The organism is Oceanobacillus luteolus (genome assembly GCF_042678205.1).
GTDB classification, from domain to species: domain Bacteria; phylum Bacillota; class Bacilli; order Bacillales; family Amphibacillaceae; genus Oceanobacillus; species Oceanobacillus luteolus.
In genome coordinates this window covers 14,297-37,118 of the sequence record NZ_JBHUDE010000155.1, presented here as the reverse complement: position 1 = coordinate 37,118, position 22,822 = coordinate 14,297, and the positions used below count along the sequence as shown (strand labels likewise).

22 protein-coding genes are annotated in these 22,822 nt (G+C 42.8%); 16 read left to right on the top strand and 6 right to left on the bottom strand.

Annotation, left to right across the window (positions count from 1 at the left end; all coding sequences use genetic code 11):
• Positions 1 to 121: 121 nt before the first annotated feature.
• The 4 genes from zwf to ACFSBH_RS17315 all read right to left on the bottom strand — a co-directional run bounded on the left by zwf (position 122) and on the right by ACFSBH_RS17315 (position 3,680).
• The gene (zwf, locus tag ACFSBH_RS17330) at positions 122 to 1,597 is read right to left on the bottom strand and encodes a glucose-6-phosphate dehydrogenase (protein ID WP_251516075.1); all 1,476 of its coding nucleotides are present in this window, start codon (positions 1,595 to 1,597) and stop codon (positions 122 to 124) included.
• A gap of 89 nt (positions 1,598 to 1,686) precedes the next feature.
• Positions 1,687 to 2,124 carry a threonine/serine exporter family protein gene (locus ACFSBH_RS17325; RefSeq protein ID WP_379598837.1) on the bottom strand — a complete coding sequence of 146 codons (438 nt, stop codon included), beginning with the start codon at positions 2,122 to 2,124 and terminating at the stop codon, positions 1,687 to 1,689.
• Positions 2,125 to 2,135: 11 nt separating this feature from the next.
• Entirely contained in the window at positions 2,136 to 2,888 is a 753-nt protein-coding gene (locus tag ACFSBH_RS17320) for a threonine/serine exporter family protein (protein ID WP_379598836.1), read from the bottom strand.
• A 387-nt stretch (positions 2,889 to 3,275) separates the two neighbouring features.
• On the bottom strand, positions 3,276 to 3,680 hold the full coding sequence (locus ACFSBH_RS17315; protein WP_379598834.1) for a hypothetical protein: 405 nt from the start codon (positions 3,678 to 3,680) through the stop codon (positions 3,276 to 3,278).
• A gap of 196 nt (positions 3,681 to 3,876) precedes the next feature.
• On the opposite strand from ACFSBH_RS17315, the gene ACFSBH_RS17310 reads away from it, so the two are divergent.
• From ACFSBH_RS17310 to nagB, 12 genes are all read left to right on the top strand, one after another.
• Positions 3,877 to 4,956, top strand: coding sequence for a glycosyltransferase family 4 protein (locus ACFSBH_RS17310; RefSeq protein WP_379598832.1), 1,080 nt, complete (start codon positions 3,877 to 3,879; stop codon positions 4,954 to 4,956).
• Between the two features lie 266 nt (positions 4,957 to 5,222).
• Positions 5,223 to 9,005, top strand: coding sequence for a S8 family serine peptidase (locus tag ACFSBH_RS17305; protein ID WP_379598830.1), 3,783 nt, complete (start codon positions 5,223 to 5,225; stop codon positions 9,003 to 9,005).
• A 424-nt stretch (positions 9,006 to 9,429) separates the two neighbouring features.
• Entirely contained in the window at positions 9,430 to 9,843 is a 414-nt protein-coding gene (locus ACFSBH_RS17300) for a glycerophosphodiester phosphodiesterase (protein WP_379598828.1), read from the top strand.
• Positions 9,801 to 10,163 carry a hypothetical protein gene (locus tag ACFSBH_RS17295; protein ID WP_379598826.1) on the top strand — a complete coding sequence of 121 codons (363 nt, stop codon included), beginning with the start codon at positions 9,801 to 9,803 and terminating at the stop codon, positions 10,161 to 10,163. Before ACFSBH_RS17300 ends, ACFSBH_RS17295 begins: the two co-directional genes overlap by 43 nt.
• 338 nt (positions 10,164 to 10,501) lie before the next feature.
• Positions 10,502 to 11,719 carry an NRAMP family divalent metal transporter gene (locus ACFSBH_RS17290; RefSeq protein ID WP_379598824.1) on the top strand — a complete coding sequence of 406 codons (1,218 nt, stop codon included), beginning with the start codon at positions 10,502 to 10,504 and terminating at the stop codon, positions 11,717 to 11,719.
• 35 nt (positions 11,720 to 11,754) lie between these two features.
• Complete coding sequence (gene pxpB / locus ACFSBH_RS17285; RefSeq protein ID WP_379598822.1) at positions 11,755 to 12,501, top strand: 5-oxoprolinase subunit PxpB; 747 nt, start codon at positions 11,755 to 11,757, stop codon at positions 12,499 to 12,501.
• The gene (locus ACFSBH_RS17280) at positions 12,482 to 13,249 is read left to right on the top strand and encodes a LamB/YcsF family protein (protein WP_379598820.1); all 768 of its coding nucleotides are present in this window, start codon (positions 12,482 to 12,484) and stop codon (positions 13,247 to 13,249) included. Before pxpB ends, ACFSBH_RS17280 begins: the two co-directional genes overlap by 20 nt.
• A complete protein-coding gene (locus ACFSBH_RS17275) occupies positions 13,250 to 14,176 on the top strand; it encodes a 5-oxoprolinase subunit C family protein (RefSeq protein ID WP_379598819.1) in 927 nt (308 codons plus the stop codon).
• Positions 14,177 to 14,284: 108 nt separating this feature from the next.
• Positions 14,285 to 14,509, top strand: coding sequence for a DUF1659 domain-containing protein (locus ACFSBH_RS17270; protein WP_379598817.1), 225 nt, complete (start codon positions 14,285 to 14,287; stop codon positions 14,507 to 14,509).
• Between the two features lie 37 nt (positions 14,510 to 14,546).
• Entirely contained in the window at positions 14,547 to 14,762 is a 216-nt protein-coding gene (locus ACFSBH_RS17265) for a DUF2922 domain-containing protein (protein ID WP_379598815.1), read from the top strand.
• Between the two features lie 85 nt (positions 14,763 to 14,847).
• Positions 14,848 to 14,982, top strand: a complete 135-nt coding sequence (locus ACFSBH_RS17260; protein WP_379598813.1) for a YvrJ family protein — start codon at positions 14,848 to 14,850, stop codon at positions 14,980 to 14,982.
• Positions 14,983 to 15,224: 242 nt separating this feature from the next.
• Entirely contained in the window at positions 15,225 to 15,950 is a 726-nt protein-coding gene (gene nagB, locus ACFSBH_RS17255) for a glucosamine-6-phosphate deaminase (protein ID WP_379598811.1), read from the top strand.
• Between the two features lie 101 nt (positions 15,951 to 16,051).
• On the opposite strand, the gene ACFSBH_RS17250 is transcribed toward nagB, so the two are convergent.
• On the bottom strand, positions 16,052 to 16,432 hold the full coding sequence (locus tag ACFSBH_RS17250) for a hypothetical protein (RefSeq protein ID WP_379598809.1): 381 nt from the start codon (positions 16,430 to 16,432) through the stop codon (positions 16,052 to 16,054).
• A gap of 104 nt (positions 16,433 to 16,536) precedes the next feature.
• Here ACFSBH_RS17250 and ACFSBH_RS17245 point away from each other — a divergent pair, with 104 nt between their 5' ends.
• Positions 16,537 to 17,523, top strand: a complete 987-nt coding sequence (locus ACFSBH_RS17245) for a nuclease-related domain-containing protein (protein WP_379598807.1) — start codon at positions 16,537 to 16,539, stop codon at positions 17,521 to 17,523.
• 257 nt (positions 17,524 to 17,780) lie between these two features.
• Here the strand turns inward: ACFSBH_RS17245 and ACFSBH_RS17240 are convergent, their stop codons facing one another.
• The gene (locus ACFSBH_RS17240; protein ID WP_379598805.1) at positions 17,781 to 19,094 is read right to left on the bottom strand and encodes a nucleotide sugar dehydrogenase; all 1,314 of its coding nucleotides are present in this window, start codon (positions 19,092 to 19,094) and stop codon (positions 17,781 to 17,783) included.
• Positions 19,095 to 19,480: 386 nt separating this feature from the next.
• Between ACFSBH_RS17240 and ACFSBH_RS17235 the strand changes: the two genes are divergently transcribed.
• Genes ACFSBH_RS17235 through ACFSBH_RS17225 form a run of 3 tightly spaced genes read left to right on the top strand, consistent with a single transcriptional unit; the run spans position 19,481 to position 22,559 of the window.
• Positions 19,481 to 20,602 (top strand): glycosyltransferase, encoded by a 1,122-nt coding sequence (locus ACFSBH_RS17235; protein ID WP_379598803.1) that lies wholly within the window; start codon positions 19,481 to 19,483, stop codon positions 20,600 to 20,602.
• Between the two features lie 28 nt (positions 20,603 to 20,630).
• On the top strand, positions 20,631 to 21,785 hold the full coding sequence (locus ACFSBH_RS17230) for a glycosyltransferase (RefSeq protein WP_379598801.1): 1,155 nt from the start codon (positions 20,631 to 20,633) through the stop codon (positions 21,783 to 21,785).
• The gene (locus ACFSBH_RS17225; protein WP_379598799.1) at positions 21,786 to 22,559 is read left to right on the top strand and encodes a glycosyltransferase family 2 protein; all 774 of its coding nucleotides are present in this window, start codon (positions 21,786 to 21,788) and stop codon (positions 22,557 to 22,559) included. It abuts the gene before it with no gap.
• The last annotated feature ends 263 nt before the right edge of the window (positions 22,560 to 22,822 follow it).

Below are 22,822 nucleotides of genomic sequence, written 5' to 3'. Positions count from 1 at the left end.
GTAAATATTACTGGGTTAGTTTAGTGCTGCCTTTTTTAAGATAATTGAACCTTGATAACTCAATAATCATTTATTTTACTCTTGACATATCACCGCAGGTCTTATTATTCCATCAGACCCGTTATACTTCCCACCAATGGAATCCATCCTGACCTAAGAGCTTGTCGGATTTTTTCGGTCCCATCGAACCAGATTCATAGTTCGGGAAGTTCGGCTGCTCATTTTGCCAAACTTGTAAAATCGGATCGATATATTTCCATGAAAGTGCGACTTCATCCCAATGGGTAAAGTTTGTCGCATCTCCTATCATGCTATCATATAAAAGCTTCTCGTAGGCTTCTGGAGTATTAATAGCCGGCATTGCACCTTGTTTATAACTCAGTTCAATCGGCTCAGCAAGTGCCTCAGCGCCAGCTTTTTTCGCGTTCAGATAAAGGGCGATCCCCTCATCAGGCTGGATATTGATGACCAACAGATTCGGATGATGTTCCCGGTCACTCTTGAAGTAGAGGTTCATCGGGATATCTTTAAATTCAATGACGATCTTCGTCCGTTTCTCCGACATCCGTTTTCCTGTCCGTATGTAAAATGGCACGCCAGCCCAGCGGTAATTATCAATTAAAATTTTCCCCGCCACAAATGTTTCTGTATTGGAAAAGACGAGATCCTCTGATTCTTTACGGTAGCCGATCACTTCTTCATCATTTACGACGCCGCTACCGTATTGTCCACGTACAAAATGCTCATGCACATGATCCGGCTCCAGTTGTCTGAGAGCCCGCAACACTTTGATTTTTTCCGAGCGGATCTCATCTGTCGTCAGCTTGATCGGCGGTTCCATCGCAAGAAGTGCGACCATCTGCAGCATGTGGTTCTGTACCATATCCCGAATAGCTCCGGAGTCATCGTAATACCGCGAGCGATCCTCCACACCAAGCGTTTCACTCGAAGTGATCTGGATATTCGAGATGAAGCGGTTATTCCATAAGTGCTCAAAAATTCCATTCGCAAAACGGATGACTTCTATGTTTTGCACCATTTGTTTTCCGAGATAATGGTCAATACGATATATTTGTTCTTCATCGAAGGCTTCACGAATTTGACTGTTCAATTCTTTAGCCGTCTTCAAATCATGCCCGAACGGCTTTTCAATGATGAGACGGGTCCAGCCAGCTGTTTCCTTCAAGCCATATTCCTTCAGGTTATTGGCGATACTGCCGAAGAATTCTGGAGCCATAGCCAAGTAAAATAGGCGGTTTCCATTCGTATCATACTCTGATTCCAGTTTCTCCACCAATTCCTTCACCTGAAGATAATTCCCCTCATCGGTCACGTCAAAGGATTGGTAGTGGAAATGGGAAGCGAAGGATTCTAATTCCTCACAGTCGCCAAAGGCCTGTTCCACCGATTCCATTACATTTTGACGATAAACGTCGTCCGACCAATTTCTCCGCGCCAAACCAACGACTGCAAAATCCTGGCTGATCGTCTCATTCCGCACGAGGCGATAAATGGAAGGATATAACTTCCGCTTTGCCAAATCCCCGGTTGCCCCGAAAATGATAATCAATACTTTAGGTTTTTCTTGTGCATTCATTCAGCTACCCCTCGCTTTGTTGGATTACACTTATTTTATAGGATAATGAAAAATTCGCAATAAAAACGAACTACAGTAAAACTTCCACTTTATTTCCGCGGTGCGAGCTTTCGTACGATTTCCCGCACCACCTCTGAAAACATCAAGCCAATTGCGATTCCGCCAGCAAGTAACGCGACCTCAGCTGACAATTCCAGCGCCGTCGTATAATCATTTTCCACAAAATGACGCATCGCATTATACGCAAGTCCCCCTGGAACGAGCGGAATGATTCCTGAAACATTAAATATGATGATTGGCACCTTGAAAGTTCTGGCGCAGATAAAACTCAGCACAGAGACAAGCATTGCCGCGAAAATCGTCGCTGGTACAGTATTCATATAGCCTGGGGTCAAATAGTAATACAGCATCCACCCCGACATTCCGACGAGACCACATTGAATTAGGGATTTTCTCGGCGCGCCAAAAAGGATTCCGAATCCACTTGATGCGATAAAACTCGTGACAAGCTGTGCAAGTATCGTCAAAAAAATCCCTCCTAGACAAATGCGAAAATGAGTGACACACCAGCGCCAATCGCAAATGCCGTCAATGTCGCTTCAATTCCCTTGGATATTCCAGATATGAGATGGCCCGCCACGAGATCCCGGATGGCATTTGTAATATGCAATCCCGGAACGAGCGGCATCACCGCGCCAATGATCACCTTACTTAACTCCATCCCAAATCCATTGCTGACGAACAGGTACGAGCTGACACCAATGACAAATGCTGCAAAGAATTCGGCTAAGAAGCGGATTTCCAGCAACCGGTCCATATAAAACATCACCACGAATCCGAGCCCACCAGCAAGACAGGCAGGTAAAAAATCGATCCATTCACCTTTGAACATGATCGCAAAGCAGCCACTCACAAGTGCAGCCGCGACGATTTGTACCCACGGTGTATATCCCGGTGCCGCTAATTCTATTTCCCGCAGCAGCACATAAGCTTCATCCATATCAAGCTCTCCAGCCGTCACTCTTCTGGAAATATTATTCACTTCCGCAATCTTATTCAAATCAGTAGGCCGTTTCGAAATCCGCAAAAAGCTATTCATTTCAGCCACGCCCGTCGAGAAATTTATCCCAGTCGGCGTCGCATGTACCTGGGCACTCTCCACACCAAACGCACGGGCCATCCGATGCATCGTATCTTCCACCCGATGCGTCTCCGCCCCGCTCATCAGCATGATTTTCCCAGCGATCATGCAGACCTTTTCTATGCTGGCTCGTTCTTTTGCGTTTATCACTTCATGTCACCACCTATCCTGTAAATTCACCTATTCAAATTGTACACTTTTCAGTAGTTGAAATAAAGGAATGGGGGAATAGGTGGGAGGGATTTTGATAATTCGCTCGTAGCGGGGGAAAGGCGCTCATGGTCATGTAAATCCCGCTCACATCGGAGGGAAAAGCGCTCATGACTCCATGAATTCCACTCACTTCGTATGAAAAAGCGCTCATGACTCCATGAATTCCGCTCACCCCGCACGAAAAAGCGCTCATGACTCCATGAAATCCGCTCACCCCGCACGAAAATGCGCTCGCTCCCTCGTCAAATCCGCTCACCCCACACAAAAAAACGCTCACCCCAACAAGGCAAGCGCCAATAAGACAGACTACAACATCACCAACCACTAAGCCTGCGTCGACATAAACAAGAACAAAAGCGCAATAAACGGTATTGCATTCGTCACTGCTACGGCAATTAGGGAAAAGGTTGTTACCCGTGGCTTACTCTCCTCGTCCGTTCCAACTGCCCGCTGCAGGAAAATAAAGAACACGGAAAATACTATAAGGAAAACAACGATGATTGCTGGGAAGTAAATCTCCTCCACTGGGACTTGCTCGAGATTGACAATGCCCATGATGACTAAAATCAATGGAATCGATTCACTGATTGCTGCGCCGATGAAGAAATTTTTATGTGCTTCTTCGGTTTTGCTAGGGTCTTCTTTAATTAGCTCGACATTTCTTTTATAAAAAATTAAAATACCAAATACTGCAATTGCTGCAGCTAATACAAAAATATAAACGCCCATATACTCAACTCCCCTTAAAAAATTAACTTCCAAATCATTTTACCAAACTGTCTGAATTCGTAACAGCCCTAAAACCTTGATTTGCCAAATGCCAATCTTGAAATCACAATGTAACTTGCCCAATCTACCTCACATTCGTTATAATTTAGTCGATACATGTAAGTGTCTCACTTATTATGATGACTAGGAGAATATTATGTTGAATTTCGTTGATTTAGCGATTGCCTTTATGATCGCATTCATCGCAAGCTTCCTGCTCACTTATCCTGTAAAGAAATTTGCTATGAAGGTAGGTGCGGTAGACTTCCCGAATCACCGTAAGATCCATAAGGAAGTCAAGCCTAGACTTGGGGGCATTGCTATATTTTTAGGCGCTTTGCTTGGAGGGCTTTACCTGGCTCCAGAGCATGAACACTTACCCGAAATTGTCCTTGGAGCACTCGTAATCATTATTACAGGGGCTCTTGATGATCGGTTCCAAATTAAACCTATTGCAAAATTGACTGGCCAGCTTATCGCTGCTTCTTTTCTCGTATCGTCAGGTCTCATTATAGAACGTGTCACTTTACCATTCATCGGGATGGTTGACCTCGGATTCTTCAGTGTCCTGATCACCGTACTTTGGGTAGTCGGCATCACGAATGCCATTAATCTCATCGATGGTCTGGATGGACTGGCGACAGGTGTAACGACGATTGCATTAATCAGTATATTTATCATGGCCCTTATTGATGTTCAAGTAATTGCAGCTTTTCTTTGCATCGTGCTTATTGGTGCAAATATCGGCTTTCTTTTTCACAACTTCTATCCAGCAAGCATCTACATGGGTGATACTGGATCGAACTTCCTTGGGTACATGATCGCAGCCATTTCCATGCTTGGTTTATTTAAAAACGTCGCATTCTTTAGCTTCGTCGTACCAATCATAGTACTTGCCGTACCGATTTTCGATACGCTTGTTGCGATTGTACGCCGGGCCTATAACAAGGAAAACATCATGGCTGCCGATAATAAACATATGCATTATCAGCTGCTCAAAGCGGGCTACAGCCATAGAAAAACAGTGCTGATCATTTACTTGTTCAGTGCGGTATTCGGCGGCTTAGCAATACTATTCTCGGAAGCGAGTTTAAAATTTTCCGTGGTGATCACGCTGTTCGTATTCTTTTTCCTCCATATATTCGCCGAACTTGCGGGTATCGTCATGGGGGGCAAACGTCCAGTTATTGATCGTTTAAGAAGAATCCGCTGGAAAATCCATCAGCGCAGTGAATAAAAGACAAGTATTCGAGTCCATTCGAGATTTCTCGGGTGGGCTTTTTTCTATTTCTTAGGTAATTTATCACTTTTACCAAATACTTCCACATCCTATGACCCAAGACTTATCACACTAGATAGAATTATCGTAATTCTATAAAATTGATATATCTGAAAATTAGACCAAATGTTACATATGGTCTAGGGGGAGGGAACCAATTCTTTCAGAGAGGACAATAACATCGGAGATTCGACAGAGAATAATCTGATCATAGGGGGAAGGACATGGGAAAACGTATCGCAATTGTATTTTTAGCATTTTTACTAGTCTTCAGTAATTTCTCTTTCGCCAGTGCAATGGTGAGAGACTTACCTAATGCAGCAAAACAAAAGCCGAATAAGGCTTTAGAAGAGTTGAAAGAAACGGTCGATCCGGAAGAGGAAGTACGGGTCATTGTGGAGATGGAGGACAAAGCTCCTATCGAAATCGCAACGCAGCGTGGCATGAAATATGAATCGCTCGCTAAGTCCGAAAAAAATCGTCTGGAAAAAGCAGCACAGGCGAAGCAAAAGAAAGTAAAAGACGAAATCAAACAGAAAAAGATTAAGGCAAAAGAACTACAAGAATTCACGACAGTCGTCAACGGCTTCAGTATTGAAGTGAAGCAAGCTGACCTAGAAAAAATTGTCGATCTTCCAGATGTAAAAGCGATTCACGTTGTAAATGAATATGAACGTCCGGAAGTCGAGCAAGATATGATTTACAGTAAAGAACTTGTCCAAGCCCAGCAAGCATGGCGCGATTATGGATTTAAAGGGGAAGGAATGGTCGTCGGGGTCATTGATTCCGGTGTCGATCCAACTCATCGTGACATGATTCTATCAGACAATGAAACTGGTAAACTTACAGAAAGCTTCGTAAATGATGTAATCGCAGCTGAAAATTTACCAGGTCAATATTATACAGAAAAAGTGCCTTATGGTTACAACTACATGGATGAGAACGATGAAATCCGCGAAATCCATGCGAACGCGAACTATCACGGCATGCACGTCGCTGGTACAGTCGGTGCAAACGGTGATGAAGAAAACGGAGGAATCCTGGGAATCGCTCCAGAAGCGCAAATTTTAGCGTTGAAAGTTTTCGGAAATGACCCAGATATGCAATCGACGTTTGGTGACATTTACATTAAAGCGATTGATGATGCAATCAAACTTGGTGCTGACGTATTGAACATGAGTCTTGGATCTGGAGCGGGATTTGTTGATCCAGAATCTCCGGAGCAGCAAGCCGTTACGCGTGCAGTGGAAAACGGTGTGCTCATGTCCATCTCGGCAGGGAACTCTGCACTTTTCGGTGATGGTTACTACTACCCGTACGCATCCAATCCTGACTACGGTGTAAACGGATCTCCAGGTGTTGCATATGATTCCTTGCAAGTTGCATCTTATGAAAATGACTTCATGAATGTCGATGCGTTGGAATACAGCATTGATGACGAATCCAAAACGGCAGCTTTCCTATCTGCAGGAAGTACACATCCGAATGATGTAGATGAAAAAGAATTTGAAGTTGTAGATGCAGGCCTAGGTTTGCCGGAAGACTTTGAAGATATCGATGTCGAAGGAAAATACGCGCTCATTCAACGCGGCGGCAATCCATTTACGGAAAAAGCTCTGAACGCTCAAGAAAACGGAGCAGTTGGTGCGATTATTTACAACAATACAGACGGTATTGTGAATATGGCGAGTGACCCGGCGATCACGATTCCACAGCTATTTATGCTGAAAAGTAATGGGGACGAAATCGCAGCAGCCCTTCAAGATGGACAAGCAGTCACCATCACTTTCGAGGGGGAGAATGCAACAATTGAAAATCCGGATGCAGGAAAGATGAGTGAATTCACTTCTTGGGGACTCACTCCAAACCTTGATTTCAAACCAGAAATCACTGCACCAGGCGGACAAATTTTATCTACTTTAAATGATAATGAATACGGCATTATGAGTGGTACATCGATGGCAGCTCCGCATGTGGCTGGTGGCGGTGCCTTAGTTCTTGAGCGGGTGGACAACGAATTCGGCTATGAAAATGCGGATCGTGTCAATCTCGCGAAAAACTTGATGATGAACACCTCCACTCAAATTGAGTTTGAGGATGCTCTTGTTTCACCACGACGCCAAGGATCAGGAATGATGCAGCTTCATGCAGCACTTTCCACACCGGTTGTCGTCACAGAATCTGCTACAAATGAAGCGAAAGTAGCGTTAAAAGAAGTTACTGAAAACACCGTTTCATTCGAACTTACAGCGACAAACTATACGGACGAAGCTGTATCGTACGAAGCAAACGTCAATGTCCAAACAGATACGCCAGTTAATGCAGGAAGCGACATCGTCACTGCGCCGAAATTATTTGGTGCCCTTGACCTTGGCGAACTGGCAACTATTAATGGCGAAAATACAAGCACAATCGAAGTGCCAGCAAACGGTTCAACATCATTCACCGTTACCATCGATGTGAGCTCTGTGGATGAAGAGCTACGCAGCGTCTTCACAAATGGTTATTGGTTGGAAGGATTTGTAACTCTGACAGACCCTACAGACAATAATCCGAAGCTAACTGTTCCATACGTTGGATTTAAAGGCGAATGGGATGCAGCTCCAATTTTTGATGAGCCGGTATGGGATGAAACTTCTTATTACGGCATGACAGGCGTCTTCACAAGCACAGGAGATTCGGGACACGGTATCCTTGGAGAAGACCTTTCAACTGGTGAAATCGATCCAGAAAAAATCGCTTTCTCACCAAACGGGGACGGCATCCAAGACAATGCGCTTATCGTCCTATCATTCTTGCGGAATGCAAAACAAGTAAAATTCCAAGTCGTCGATGAAGATGGAAAAGTATTACGCACGATTAGAAATGAAGCGAATCTCCGTAAAAATTACTATGACAACGGACGTTCAGCATATTACAGTCTAGTTGGTAACCGTGCATGGGATGGTAAGATTGCCGGAAAACCTGCAGAGGAAGGAAAATACTTCTTGCAAGCGGAAGGGGTAATCGACTATCCAGGTGCAGAACCACAGACTCTAAGATTACCAGTTATTCTTGATGTTACCGAACCTGAAGTGGAAGCAGCCCTTGACCCAAAAGACAACCTCTTGACCGTAGAATTTGATGACGGAAAAGGTAGTGGGGTTGCTTATTGGGAAGTGTATGTCGATGGAGAGCTCGTAGTCGAAGAACCTTATGTTAACGGTGAAACCGAGCATGAGTTCAACGAGCCAGTAGATCCGGAAGAGCAAGAAGTAACTGTCGTTGCAGTTGACTACGCTGGTAACAGTACAGAACAAGAGGCAGAGCTTGTACCACAAGATACAACAGCACCAGATTTACGTGTGACAACTCCAGAAACGCTCGGAGTTGAAACGGATAAAGAGGTAGTCATCTCTGGTTACGCAACGGATGCTTCAGGTATCAGCGAAATCACTGTCGATGGCGTGCCTGCTGAAGTGACATATGACGAGGAAAAAGATCGTTATAACTTCAGTTTCACCATCAACCATCGCAGAGACGGTTACTACTTGAACAAAATAAAAGCAGTCGATAATGCCGGAAACGAAGCGGAATTCAGCCGTCGCTATTTTGTTGATTCCACACCGGCAAAAGTAAATGTAAATGCTAAAAAGAAAACAAAAGATGAAACTGCTGATCTAAAAGTCAAAATCAAAGATGATCTCGACCAAATCGACGTATTCATCAATGGAGACCATGTATACTTCAACGAATTGTCACAGCCATACGGTTCGAAAAAGTTCAATGAGACTCTAGAATTCGAAGTAGCACTTGAAGAAGGCGAAAACGTATTCGAAGTTCAAGTCGTCGACCTAGGTGGCCACGAAACAGTGGAATACGTGACAATTGAAAAACAGCCTGCAAAAGAAAAGCCAGGCAAACCTGAACGACCAGACCGCCCAGGATTTTCGTTTGAAGATGTGATCAAGAATGTCTACAACGTCATCTCAAGTATTTTTAATAAGCTTTGGTCAATATTTGGGTAATGGATGAGAGGCATATTTTGAGGAATGTTGATAGTCAGCTTAAATATGCTGGTGTTCACAATTTTTACGCCGATATTCAATATTAATAGAACCTAGGATAGAGAGTTAGAACCTCTATCCCAGGTTTTTTCTCTGATTTGATGAAAAAGCTCAAGTACATAAGAAATATGCTCAAGTTTACAATTAAAATGCTCAAGTTGACATAAAAAAAGCTCATGTTCACACATTAAATGCTCAAGTTCACATATTTCATGCCCAAGTTCAAAAAGTATCCCGCTGTTCCATGAAAAAATCTCCCAATCTTAATCCCAAACTCCCTAATTCACAAACAATTCACTACAAATTAACACCCACTCAATATTCAACATTTATAATACAGGTAGAGAACCTTTATCGATGTACGTTCACTTGAAAGGAGTACAAAATGAAAATACGTGGTGTTGCTGAACGTGGTTATCCTTTGCGCTTTCCGGAGAACACATTATCTTCTTTTCAAGCGGCAATAAACTTGAATTTTACTCATACGAAACTCGAGGTCCATCTTACGAAAGATGGCATCCCGGTTGTTTTTAGAGATGCCACGATCGATCGAATGACGAGCGGGAGTGGCGAGATTCGTCATTACACCTACCCTGAACTCCTGCAATTTACGATTAACCATGACGAACGCATCCCCACCTTAGAAGAAGTACTTTATCATAACAAAGGAAAAATCAAAACATCGAGATTGCCCAAATCGGCTATTACGTCGGTCTTGAGAAGAAAGTTTATGAAATCATCCTCCAGCAGGACTGTATGCAGGATGTCTTTGTCATATCCAGTAACCATCATTCACTAGCAAGGCTACGTATCCTTTCGAAACAAATAGAACTTGGTCTGCTCACCAACACACCGAATCCTCATGATTTTTTACTGCTCAGAGAATTATACGCATCTTATTACGCCATCCACTTTGATTTTGAAACGTTTCATACACTCGACTTGACCACTCTACAAAAAATGGGTGTGCAACCAATCATCGGACCCGTCAACACCATTGAAAAAATGAAATTTATGCAACAACATCCGGAGGTGCTCGTTACTACAACAGAACTTGAAAAGTACCAAGCAATTTGCTATCCAAAAACCATTACAGATTGGCAGAAAGTAGGAATCTAATTGAAAAAACTCATCTACATTGCTTTTCCAATATTACTGATTACAGCAGCTTTTAAACTAAAGCCGGCTGACAAATATGTGCGTATCGCTTAAATACTTCAAAAAAGTGGGACAATCAGGTAATTTTGATTGCTCCACTTTTTTATTTTTATCGAAAATGCTGGATATTTTCAGATTGTAATTTTGCTGTTGACATTCGAAAGGAAGGGCTTCAAAATGTAACATACTTTGGGGCAAAAATACTAGTTATGTCTCCATATGGTGTCTTTTAAAAATAACGAATGATCACGTGGTTTTATAAAGATTACTGGGAAATACTCAAATAAAAGGAGAAAATCATGTCGAAAGAGAACTCATTATTATCAGTAAAAGATCAACGAGCACGAAGGCGTTCACTCATGGGAGCGGCTTTTCTAATGGCCACATCTGCGGTTGGTCCCGGATTTCTTACACAAACTGCAGTATTTACGGAAACACTATTAGCGAGCTTTGGATTTGTCATTCTAGCATCCATCATTCTCGATTTCGGTGCCCAAATGAACGTTTGGCGGATCATTACCGTTTCGGGTAAACCTGGTCAAGATATTGCGAATGAAGTACTACCAGGGCTTGGCTATGTAGTTGCTATATTCATTGTTATCGGCGGCCTGGCCTTTAATATCGGTAATATTGGAGGAACTGGTCTCGGAGCGAACGTATTTCTTGGACTGGATCCGAAAATTGGTGCCATCATATCGGCTGCATTTGCTATCTTTATTTTCCTATCAAAAGAGGCTGGAGCGGCAATGGACCGTATCGTAAATATCTTGGGGGCAATACTCATTCTTCTCATCGGTTATGTGATGTTTGTCAGTCAGCCACCGGTAGGGGATGCGATTTATCGTTCATTCGTGCCACTTGAACTTGATGTGTACGCGATTATCACAATCGTTGGTGGTACCGTTGGAGGTTATATCACATTTTCTGGGGGCCACCGTTTGCTTGATGCAGGAATAACTGGTAAAGATTCCATTTCTGAAGTAAACCGCACGTCGGTATTCGGAATTGGTGTGGCTTCCCTTGTAAGAGTGTTACTTTTCCTAGCCGTATTAGGTGTTGTATCCCAAGGGGTCGCTTTAGATCCATCAAACCCAGCCGCAACTGTATTCCAACATGCAGCAGGGGAAATTGGTTACCGTTTATTCGGAGTTGTACTCTTGGTTGCAGGGATTACATCAGTGATTGGAGCGGCATACACGTCCGTTTCATTCTTGCGCTCTTTCCATCGAATTTTTGAAGATTATTATAAATACTGGATTATTGCTTTTATTATCTTTTCAACAGGTGTCTTTGTCGTAATCGGCGAAGCAGCAACATTACTCGTTGTCGCAGGTGCAGTAAATGGACTCATCCTGCCATTAACTCTCGGTTCGATGTTGCTTGCTGCACATAACAAAAAAATCATTGGTGATTACAAACATCCTATTTGGCTCACGATTTTTGGTGCGATAGTTGTTATTCTGACAGCAGTTCTAGGAGTTCGAACGCTATTCCAAATGATACCTCAGTTGTTCTAGTGTTATAATGGATATAAAAAAAGTGGTGTTCGAACATGCTGGAGATTCAAGTGTATGGTGATAGGGGACTCCGTGTAGTACTCGGTGAATCTATTTCCAAGGAAACGAATGAAAAGATCCGTAGTCTCACCACCCAATTAGAGAAGGAACGTATTGATGGTGTCTTGGAGTGGATACCGGCATATACAACCGTTTCTATTTTTTATAATCCAGAAAAAATTACATTTGACGCGTTGAGTCAAAAAATTCATAAACTATATGAAAATTTATCCCAAATTGAGATTCCGCCTGCGGAAGTGGTGACGATACCAGTATGTTATGGCGGCAAGTATGGACCTGACTTAGAAAATGTTGCCGCCCATAACAAACTGACCGAGGAAGAAGTCATCCGCATTCACTCAGGAAATGATTATCTCATTTATATGATGGGCTTTTCTCCTGGTTTTCCGTATCTCGGTGGCATGTCTGATAAAATCGCTACCCCGAGACTGGAGTCACCTCGGAAGAAAATACCTGCCGGGTCGGTAGGAATCGCTGGCTCACAGACAGGTGTGTATCCAAGTGATTCACCAGGCGGTTGGCAAATTATCGGACGTACACCACTGAAATTGTACGATTCAAAAAGTGACACACCGATCCTGCTTCGTGCAGGGAACTATGTGCGTTTTCGCTCCGTAACGGAAGCAGAGTACGAAGAAATCTATCAATCTATCATGAAAGGTACGTATGAATTAAAGATAAAGCCATATAGGGGGTTACAGAATGAAGCAACATACCGTTGATTTGAACAGTGATTTAGGTGAAAGTTTTGGTGCTTATATCATCGGACAAGACGAACTGGTCATGAAACATATCAGTTCAGCAAATATTGCCGCTGGTTATCATGCAGGAGACCATAATGTATTGAGCCGTTCGGTCAAAATGGCGCTGGAGAATCATGTCGGTATCGGTGCCCATCCTGGCTTCCCTGACCTTCAAGGTTTTGGCCGTCGTAATCTTTTTCTCAATCCGGAAGAAATATACAATATGGTCGTATACCAGATCGGTGCTGTGAAAGCATTCGTAAAAGTCCATAAGACTGTCCTCAACCATGTGAAACCCCATGGTGCACTTTATAATATTGCTGCTCGTGACAAGGAAACAGCGCAGGCCATTGCCCAGGCGGTTTATGACGTGAATCCCGAGCTCATCCTATTTGGACTCTCTGGCGGCGAGCTTTTAAAAGCCGGGGAAAAAATTGGCCTGAAAACTGCTGCTGAAGTATTTGCTGACCGTTCATACCAACCGGACGGAACACTGACGTCTCGTACGGAGCCTAACGCCTTGATTCATGACCCGGATGAGGCTGTCCATCGAGTAATCACGATGGTGAAAGACGGGAAAGTCGAAGCTGTAGATGGCAGTAATATTCCTATTCAGGCGGATACGGTTTGTGTCCATGGGGATTCGGAGCAGGCGTTAGCGTTTGTCACAAAACTAAGACAGGACCTGGTAAAGAACGGCATTACGATAAAAAGAGTGGGATCCTAAATGGAAAACGCAACTATTGAAGTAATGAAACCCGGTCTATCGACATCGATTCAAGATCTCGGGCGGACCGGTTATCAGCAATACGGAATGGTAGTAGCAGGTGCGATGGACATGTTTGCGTTACAGGTGGCGAATATCCTCGTCGGAAACAAGCACGGAGCAGCCGCTATCGAAGCCGTACTTATGGGTCCTGAGTTCCGATTTGTAAAAGATACTGTCATTGCCGTGTGTGGTGCCAATCTTTCTCCTACGCTTGACGATGAACCAATTCAAACATGGAAATCGTATCGTGTGCAAAAAGGACAAACTCTCAAATTCGGCAAGCCGATGGATGGTGCGTATGCGTACATTGCGGTTAGTGGGGGTATCACTACCACTAAAGTGATGGGGAGTAGGTCGACTTATGCAAAAGGTGGAATTGGTAATTATTTATCGAAGGGAGATCTTTTGCCGACTGGCGATCCTAACATGAAACGCTCAGGCAGAAGCCTCCACCCTGACTTAATTCCAAATTACAATGCCCCAAATAAAATCCGTGTCATCCTCGGTCCGGACGAGGATGCGTTTACGAAAGAAGGTATCCATACCTTTTTAACGAAAAGCTATAAGATTACAACCCAATCCGACCGCATGGGCACAAGACTCGAAGGCCCTCCCATTGAACATGTGGATGGCGCAGATATCATCTCGGATGCAGTCTTTCCTGGTACGATCCAAGTGCCGGCAAATGGACAACCCATCGTCCTGTTAGCCGACAGACAGCCAACTGGAGGCTATACAAGAATTGCAACCGTCATTACGGAAGATCTCCCGCGGATTGCACAGAGTTTGCCGGGAAAAGAAATAGCTTTTGAAGCCGTTTCGCTAAACGTTGCGCAAGAGCTTCTTCATCGCCGACAGCAGCTGTTGAGGCTGTTGATACCTTAATATATACAAACAGGAAACAGAAAAAATCCTTTTTCTGTTTCTTTTTTTATTTTTCACCCCCAATCTTCCTCCCGCTTCGATTATAGAGATGAAAGGGAGGTGAGCCACATGCCATACCAAGACTTGACACAGTCCACACTGCAACTTGTTCTCTTGACTGGTGTCGATCCAGAATCTGGAGACGCAGTGTACAAGACGAAGAGTTTTTCGAATGTGAAGCCAAGTGCGACAGCTGAGCAATTGTACGAAACTGCAGTTGCATTTGAAGGTTTGCAGCAACATCTCGTCACAGAAATCAACCGTCGTGACAAATCCGAAATCCTTCTATCGTAAGCTAGCACTGACCTTGTAAATAGAAAGGGGGAGAAACATGAAAAGGCTGGAAATGCGATTTGAAAACCAAGAGGGGAAAATCGTAACCTTTACACTGGACGATCCAGTGGAGCCGATCGACCACAATGCTGTCAACGCTGCAATGGATGTGGTCATCGCTCAAAATGCATTCACCTCAAATGGCGGCGATTTAGTTGCTAAACGAAGTGCGCGCGTCATTGATCAACAAATTGAAGAAATAGAAATCAACTAATTGGGTTACCAAACAAGCCCCCGATTATCCCGGTTACCGCGGGGTGATCGGGGTTTTTTGACACCCGAAAAAGGAGGGACGTACCATGGATGCCTGGTACTCGTTTATCGCAGAAGTAGGCTTCCCGATTGCTGTGACATTCTACTTGCTCCACCGTATTGAAGGCAAGCTCAACCAGCTGATCGATTCGATTCACCAGCTGCCGGAGAGGATGAAATGAAAGCGTGAGGATAATAGAAAAAAGAATATTATCTAATACGAATGCCCTTTCTTACATGAAAGGGTCATTTTTTTACATAATATCTCTTAATTCTACTAGTCAAATAAAAAAGAATCAGGTAAACTTAGAAAGTGTTTTTTTTCAGTCTGGGTGTAATATATATCATATATCGCCATATTTGGATATAATAAAAACAGTGATATTACTATTACTCAAACCCATCCTTTAAGGAGGAATCAGAAATGAAATTTATTAAAGTAAAAGACTTTAAGGAAATGAGTATGAAGGCCGCAGAAATGATAGCCGACCGCGTGAAGGAATCCGAAAAACCGGTATTGGGTCTTGCAACCGGCTCTACTCCGGAAGGGTTATATAAGATTTTAGTCGAAAAATATAAACAAGGTGAAATTGACTTTTCAAACACGGTCACTTTCAATCTCGACGAATATATCGGGTTGCCGGATGATGACCCGCAAAGTTACCATTATTTTATGAATGAAAATCTATTCAAACATATCAATATTCCTGCTGAAAATACCCATGTACCAAGCGGAATCGCAGAAGATGTGCAACAAGAGTGCCGTGATTATGAGTCATTAATTCAAAGTACCGGTAAAATCGACCTCCAAATTTTAGGAATTGGTAAAAACGGTCACATCGGATTTAATGAACCAGGAACTGCTTTTGACATCAGAACACATATCGTAGATTTGGATGAAACAACAATTCAAGCGAATGCCCGTTTCTTCGATTCGATTGATGACGTTCCAACAAAAGCGATCACGATGGGGATTGGTACCATTCTTGAAAGCAAAGAAATCCTCATGATCATCTCTGGTGAAGGTAAACAAGAAGCGGTAACGAAGCTTCTTCAAGGTGAAATCAGTGAAGATTTCCCAGCATCCGCTCTACACAAGCACCCGAACACCACTGTCATTATTGACGAAGCAGCTTGGGGAGATAATTAAATAACAAAAGGGCTAATGATGAATGCGGACTCCATTTTTCCGAGACTGCATCATACATTAGCCCTTTTATTTTTGGTTACGGACTGCACTCCAATCACAATCTAAACCTGCTTAACTTGCAACACCCTTGAATACTGCCTGACGATCATGTCCTCCAGCTGGTCTCCCCGGATAAGTCCAAGTTCTATCGCTGCATGAATCTTCGTCTTATCTGGACGTCTTACCGTCTCAATTAAATCTTCCATCTGCAGATCCTCTAATAGCTGAACCGTCCGCTCTTCATCATACTTTTCGGTCTTCCGGATTTGCCGCTTCAGCTGGTAGCCGGCTTCCACAAACTCTCCAGCCCGATTCTCTCCAATCGATTCATCAAAAATCTGATTAAACTCCTTCTTTAACTCCCCAAGTTCCTGATCAATTTCCTTCTTCATTTCCTGCAGGTTATAGAAACGTTCCAGCTTGTCCACATGAATTTTTTCCATTTGACATGCCCCCTGTATCATTCTATTGAGGGGGTCTGGAGATTATTCTTTTTTATGATATAATGCAGGTGAAAATAGCCCTTCATTACCAGAAAGGAGATACAATGATTATACGAAAACGAACCAAGCCACTCATCCTGCAAAAGTACGAAGCTCTACAGGCTAGACTGCCACCAAACTCTCCGCAATACCAAGCGATCAAGCAACAAGTAGAACTCCGAACCCGAGGCCATCAAGGCGAACTCACCGTTGATCATCACTTCAATATTCTCGCTCCCAAGTTCACTATCATCCAAGACGCTTGCTTGACATCCAACGGTCAAACTTTCCAAATCGATAACCTGATTATTTCTCCACATTCCATTTACATCATCGAGGTAAAAAACTTCCGTGCACCCATCACCTTCGATACCGACCTTAACCAATTCACGACCGACGACGGCCGAAAAATTTCCGGCTACAAACATCCAATCGCACAAGTTAAAGCCCAGCAATTGAAACTTCAGAACTGGCTCTACGAACATAACCAGCCCAATATTCCAATCTACTATTTCATCGCAGTCAGCGAGCCGAGCACACTCATCAACGTCATCGGCGATCATGAAAAAATCTCCAGCATTGTCCAGCATGGAGAACATATCCCTTGGAAAATCCTCGATTACGAACAAAAACAAAAGAATCATCCAACCTATCAACACCAGAAAATCGGCCACTTCATTTTGAAACATTGTAGGGACTTTGATAAAGATATTTTGGAGGAGTGGGGGATTGTGCCGGAGCAGCTGGTGCCGGGTGTGAGGTGCAGAAAGTGCAATAGGGTAGGAATGGAGAAAGTAAAATGGAGCTGGATTTGCCCAAGATGTGGACTGGCTGATAGGCAAGCGGCTAATCATTCCATTGATGAGTATTTAATGTTGGTGAAACCATGGTTGAGGAATAAGGAAATCTTAAACTTTCTCAATATAAGTTCTAGATATGCTGTGTCTCGCTTATTAAAAAACCACCCGAATCTCCATTACTCTGAAAAAAGAAGGAGATGGGAAAAGAAAGTTAATGGTTTCAATAAAAGATATACCTTGCGTTCGGACTAAGGTAATAGGATAATGTGAAATTCGCACGCCCATGGTGTTAATTCGCACCACTCCGGATGAAATTCGCACGCTCAGGGTATTATCTCGCACCATATCGAATCAAATTCGCACGCCACCCGAGGAAATTCGCACCACTTCCGTCCAAATCCGCACCTCAGGCACCAAAATTCGCACCATCATCCTAAAATAGATCAGCAGTCATTCACAAAACCACAAAAAAAGAACCCGCCAACCTAGCGGGTTCTCCTCCATGCAACTTACAAACTCCAATACTGGAATCCTTTTTCTTCACATTCTTTACGATCGAGAATGCTCTTAATATCAATTAACACTTTTTTCTCGCTGCGATACAAACCGCTTAATTCATCGAGAAGGTTTGTTTGTACAAATTCTTTATGTGGAACGGCGAATACGACACAGTCTAAATCCTTCAATTCTTCCTTATCAGCAAGGCGGATATTGAATTCGCGCAATACTTCTTCAGGTTCTGCGAGGGGATCATAAACAATCGGTTCAATTCCGTATTCGTTCAGTTCCTCAATGACGTCAACGACTTTTGTGTTGCGGACATCAGATACGTTTTCTTTAAATGTAAGACCTAATACCGCCACGCGAGCGCCGTCGATATCTTGTTTTGCTTTGATCATTTGTTTGATGACACTGCCACCGACAAATTTACCCATATCATCGTTGATCTTTCTACCAGATGAGATGATTTGTGAATGGTAGCCTAGTTGTTCTGCTTTATACGTAAAGTAATACGGATCCACTCCGATACAGTGTCCACCAACTAAACCTGGTGTAAACGGCAGGAAGTTCCATTTTGTTGATGCTGCTTCGAGAACGGCTTTCGTATCGATATCCATACGGTCAAATACCATCGCTAATTCGTTCATGAATGCAATGTTGATATCTCTCTGGGAGTTCTCGATAACTTTGGATGCCTCGGCAACTTTAATCGATTCTGCTTCATACACTCCAGCTTCGATAATTGCATCATATATAGCGGAAATCTCTTTCAACGCCTCTTCATCAGATCCAGATACAACTTTTGTAATTTTCGTTAATGTATTTTCTTTATCACCGGGATTAATTCTTTCTGGTGAGTAACCAACTTTAAAGTCTACTCCATATTCCAATCCAGAAACTTCTTCTAGTATCGGAATACAAATCTCTTCAGTTGTTCCAGGATATACAGTTGATTCGTAAACGACGATGGAGCCTTTCGTTAAATGCTTAGCAACTGTTTCGCTGGCACCGATGACTGGTCCTAAGTTTGGTGTTTTATCTGCGTTGATTGGTGTCGGAACCGCTACAACATGGAATTTGCATTCCGTGAGATCGGCAGGATTGTTCGTAAACTTCATTGTTGTTTGTTGAACTGCCTCGTCTCCAACTTCATCCGTCACATCAATACCATTTTCATATTTATTCAGCTTTTCTGTATTTGTATCATAACCAACAACATCGAATTTCTTTGCAAACTCGACTGCTAATGGCAATCCAACATAACCAAGACCGATTACAGCAATTTTCTCTTCTTTTGCTTGTATCTTTTCAAATAAACTCATGGTCTTCCTACCTTTCTTTATTCAACTAATATAATTTCCGGATGGACTCGAGTCATTGTTATATTGCTATCCATTTACAATAACAGGTATACATGAAAGATTGCTCAATATTTCACAACCTGATTTAATTATACAAATTTCGAGTCGTTCCTGCAATACTTTTTCTACCTAAATTTGATAGACAACTGTAATATGTTAAAATATAGGGTGGCTAACTATTTGATTACGCCGCTTAACGGCGCGATATCATATAGAAAGTAATTTGCGAACTAGTATACATTTTAGCACTTAGACACCGTTTCGACAATTTATTAATCATTGCTGCTATGGTATAATTCCCTAAGTGTAATTTTGATTCACACACCAGAAAGATAAGGATGACATTTGTGAAAAAGAAACGGATTTTGTTTTTTATCTATCAGATGGGTGCAGGTGGGGCGGCCCGGACTCTATTGAATATATTAAATAATTTGGACCGGACAAAGTTTATCCCCACACTTGTTACGTTGAATTATGATGGGAATTATGAAAAGGACCTGAATCCCGACATAAAATTCATTAAGTTAAAGACGAAGCGATTACGTTCGGCCATTTTCCCTTTGGCAAAAATTATTCGACAAGAAAAAGTGGATATCGTATTCAGTACGATTCCAAATTATAATACGATCGCAATTCTCGCGAGACTTTTCTCCTTTACGAGGGCAAAAAATATTGTACGGGAAGCGGCATTCCTCGGTGGTACGCCTTCTGCAAATCGAAAGCTGCGAGTATATGGGCTATTATATACATTTTCCAGTAAAGTAATTGCCCTTTCCCATGGCGTGAAAAACAATGTCGTCTCTCGTTATAAAGTAGAAGCAGATAAAATAGAAGTAATTTATAATCCGGTTGATGTGAAGCAGATACAAAAAAGCATCGATACAGGAAAATTGAAACAAAATCATGAATCCATCTTCACCGGTGAGGAAAAAGTAATTATCTCAGCGGGCCGTCTTGTTGACGATAAGGATCAGCAAACGTTGATTAAAGCCTTTACTAAAGTTCGGGAACAAATCCCGGCCAAACTTGTCATTTTAGGTGAAGGGGAATTGGAAGCGAAATTAAAAACACTTGCAGCAAACTTGAATATCGCGGATGATGTCCATTTCCTCGGATTCCAAGAAAATCCGTATATCTATTTCGCTAAATCAGACGTTTTCGTTTTGACGTCCAAGCGAGAAGGTTTTGGACATGTACTCGCAGAAGCCTTAGCAACAAAAACGCCGATTGTCTCCACCAAAGCAAAGCCTGGAGCAACAGAAGTGTTGAACGATGGCGAATTCGGTTTGTTATGTGAAATTGGCAATGAACAACAACTAACAGATAAAATACTCGAAAGCCTGAACTGGACCGAAGAAGAAAGACAAGCAGTCGTTGAAAAAGGGCTGGAGCGGGTCCAATCATTCCAGGCGGAGACGATTGTGAAGCAATATGAAAAAGTGTTCTTAGAAACACTGGAGTCTAACTGATTAAATTTTAAACAGGAGTTGAAAATTTATGAACGCTCCAAAACGAGTGGTTCATCTTACAACCGTGCATCATCCTTATGATCCAAGGATTTATCATAAAGAATGTAAATCATTGCAAAATGCTGGAATGGATGTAACACTGATTGCGCAAACAAGTGAAGAAAGCTATTCAAAAGATAAACCAATCCGACATATTCCATTAAAGAGCTTTAACAGCCGAATCAAGCGGATGACACTCGGAGCTTGGGACGCTTATAAAAAGGCGAAATTTGCGAAAGCGGATGTGTATCATTTTCATGATCCCGAGCTGCTGCCAGTCGGTTGGTTATTAAAAAATAAAAATAATGTCGTTATTTATGATATCCATGAAGATTATATAACGAGCATTTTACAGAAAGATTATCTAAGCAAGCCAGTCAAAAAGCTCATCGCGAAAATTTATAATGTGATGGAGCGCTTCTTTATTAAAGATATGGAACTATGTCTGGCTGAAAAATATTATAAAGACAGATATCCGACGGGAACATGCATTTTAAACTATCCGACGATCAACGATACGTTCATGCATATCAAGCGGGAAGGCCCGAGAGAGCATAAACTGTTGTATACTGGGAATGTCTCCCATGTCCGTGGGGCGATAGAGCATGCAAGGATTCCTCTCTTGGATGATGACATCGAAGTCCATTTTGTCGGGAAATGTCCAAGCAGCCTCGCAGCGGAAATGTACCAGGCAGCAGGTGACAAAAAAGATAAACTATTTATAGAAGGAATCGATCAGTTTATCGAAAAAGAAGTGATCGAAGAACGCTATGCCAACACAAATTGGCTTGCTGGAATTGCGCTTTTCCCGCCGACGGAGCATTACATGAAAAAAGAACTCACGAAGTTCTTCGAATATATGAATGCGGGTCTGCCGATTATTTGTTCCAACTTCCCGGTCTGGAAAAACTTTATAGAAAAACATCATTGCGGAATTGCTGTTGACCCTTATGATGACCAAGCGGTAAGAGATGCGATCACTTACCTGAAAAACAACCCAGAAGAAGCAAGACAAATGGGTGAAAACGGAAGAAAAGCAGTTATGGAAGAGTTGAACTGGGGAACAGAAGAAAAGAAACTGATCAACTGGTACAACGAACTGCTCCAAATTGACAGCAGGAAGCTAGAAGGAATCGATGCATAAATGAAACAACAACCATTGATATCGGTGATTACACCAGCATATAATTCCGAACGATTCATCGGAGAAACGATTGAATCCGTTCTTAACCAGACATATACCGATTGGGAAATGATCATTGTCGATGATTGTTCCTCTGATAATACAAGGGAAATTGTGGAACGCTATAAACAGCAAGACCCACGGATCCAACTTCATGTGCTCGATGAAAACAGCGGCTCAGCGGTTGCGCGTAATACCGCAATGAAACATGCCCAAGGAAGGTATATTGCCTTTCTTGATAGTGATGATCGCTGGCTGCCGGAAAAGCTGGAAAAACAACTGGAGTTCATGCAGAAAAAAGATATTGCATTTTCATTTACCACCTATGTCCGCATGCAGGAAGATGGGACGAGGACAAATGCAATCAGCAATACACCGGAATATGTAGATTATGATGATTTAATGAAACGCTGTGTCATCGGATGTTTGACCGTCATGATCGACCGGGAAAAAACCGGTCATATGGAGATGGTGAATATCCGGACAAGGCAGGATTATGCCTATTGGCTAGCTCTAACAAGGAAAGGCTTCTTAGCTTATGGCCTCCCGGAGATTCTTGCGGAATATCGGCTTGTCGGCAACTCCATCTCAAGTAATAAATGGAAAGCCGCAAAACGTAATTGGTACGTATTTCGCCAAGTGGAGGAGCAAAGCCTGCCAAAAAGCATCTGGTACTTTGCACACTATGTCGTTCTATCCATCAAGGACATGATTAAATGGAGAATGAAGAAGTAAAGCATGGTGTTTAGGGAGCTCGCACTGGCCTTTTTGGTGGTGTGAAATCTTGAAGATGGCGTGCGAAATTGGACTTGAGTGGTGCGGAATCGCTGGGGTGATGTGCGAAATAGAACCAGAGTGGTGCGCAATACCCCGGTTAACGTGCGAATTTGAACTCAAGTGGTGCGAAATTCCCCAGTTGACGTGCGAAATAGAACCAGAGTGGTGCCGAATTCCCCGGTTGACGTGCGAATTGGAGCCGATACGGTGCGAATTCCACA

Excerpts from the sequence above, each read along its gene's own strand:
- ACFSBH_RS17265 (WP_379598815.1), top strand. The coding sequence starts at position 14,547 with ATGAAAAGGCTGGAAATGCGATTTGAAAACCAAGAGGGGAAAATCGTA.
- ACFSBH_RS17300 (WP_379598828.1), top strand. The coding sequence starts at position 9,430 with ATGAAAATACGTGGTGTTGCTGAACGTGGTTATCCTTTGCGCTTTCCG.
- nagB (WP_379598811.1), top strand. The coding sequence starts at position 15,225 with ATGAAATTTATTAAAGTAAAAGACTTTAAGGAAATGAGTATGAAGGCC.
- ACFSBH_RS17270 (WP_379598817.1), top strand. The coding sequence starts at position 14,285 with ATGCCATACCAAGACTTGACACAGTCCACACTGCAACTTGTTCTCTTG.
- pxpB (WP_379598822.1), top strand. The coding sequence starts at position 11,755 with ATGCTGGAGATTCAAGTGTATGGTGATAGGGGACTCCGTGTAGTACTC.
- ACFSBH_RS17230 (WP_379598801.1), top strand. The coding sequence starts at position 20,631 with ATGAACGCTCCAAAACGAGTGGTTCATCTTACAACCGTGCATCATCCT.
- ACFSBH_RS17225 (WP_379598799.1), top strand. The coding sequence starts at position 21,786 with ATGAAACAACAACCATTGATATCGGTGATTACACCAGCATATAATTCC.
- ACFSBH_RS17290 (WP_379598824.1), top strand. The coding sequence starts at position 10,502 with ATGTCGAAAGAGAACTCATTATTATCAGTAAAAGATCAACGAGCACGA.
- ACFSBH_RS17260 (WP_379598813.1), top strand. The coding sequence starts at position 14,848 with ATGGATGCCTGGTACTCGTTTATCGCAGAAGTAGGCTTCCCGATTGCT.
- ACFSBH_RS17275 (WP_379598819.1), top strand. The coding sequence starts at position 13,250 with ATGGAAAACGCAACTATTGAAGTAATGAAACCCGGTCTATCGACATCG.
- ACFSBH_RS17315 (WP_379598834.1), bottom strand. The coding sequence starts at position 3,680 with ATGGGCGTTTATATTTTTGTATTAGCTGCAGCAATTGCAGTATTTGGT.
- ACFSBH_RS17305 (WP_379598830.1), top strand. The coding sequence starts at position 5,223 with ATGGGAAAACGTATCGCAATTGTATTTTTAGCATTTTTACTAGTCTTC.
- ACFSBH_RS17245 (WP_379598807.1), top strand. The coding sequence starts at position 16,537 with ATGATTATACGAAAACGAACCAAGCCACTCATCCTGCAAAAGTACGAA.
- ACFSBH_RS17280 (WP_379598820.1), top strand. The coding sequence starts at position 12,482 with ATGAAGCAACATACCGTTGATTTGAACAGTGATTTAGGTGAAAGTTTT.
- zwf (WP_251516075.1), bottom strand. The coding sequence starts at position 1,597 with ATGAATGCACAAGAAAAACCTAAAGTATTGATTATCATTTTCGGGGCA.
- ACFSBH_RS17250 (WP_379598809.1), bottom strand. The coding sequence starts at position 16,432 with ATGGAAAAAATTCATGTGGACAAGCTGGAACGTTTCTATAACCTGCAG.
- ACFSBH_RS17310 (WP_379598832.1), top strand. The coding sequence starts at position 3,877 with ATGTTGAATTTCGTTGATTTAGCGATTGCCTTTATGATCGCATTCATC.
- ACFSBH_RS17295 (WP_379598826.1), top strand. The coding sequence starts at position 9,801 with ATGCAGGATGTCTTTGTCATATCCAGTAACCATCATTCACTAGCAAGG.
- ACFSBH_RS17240 (WP_379598805.1), bottom strand. The coding sequence starts at position 19,094 with ATGAGTTTATTTGAAAAGATACAAGCAAAAGAAGAGAAAATTGCTGTA.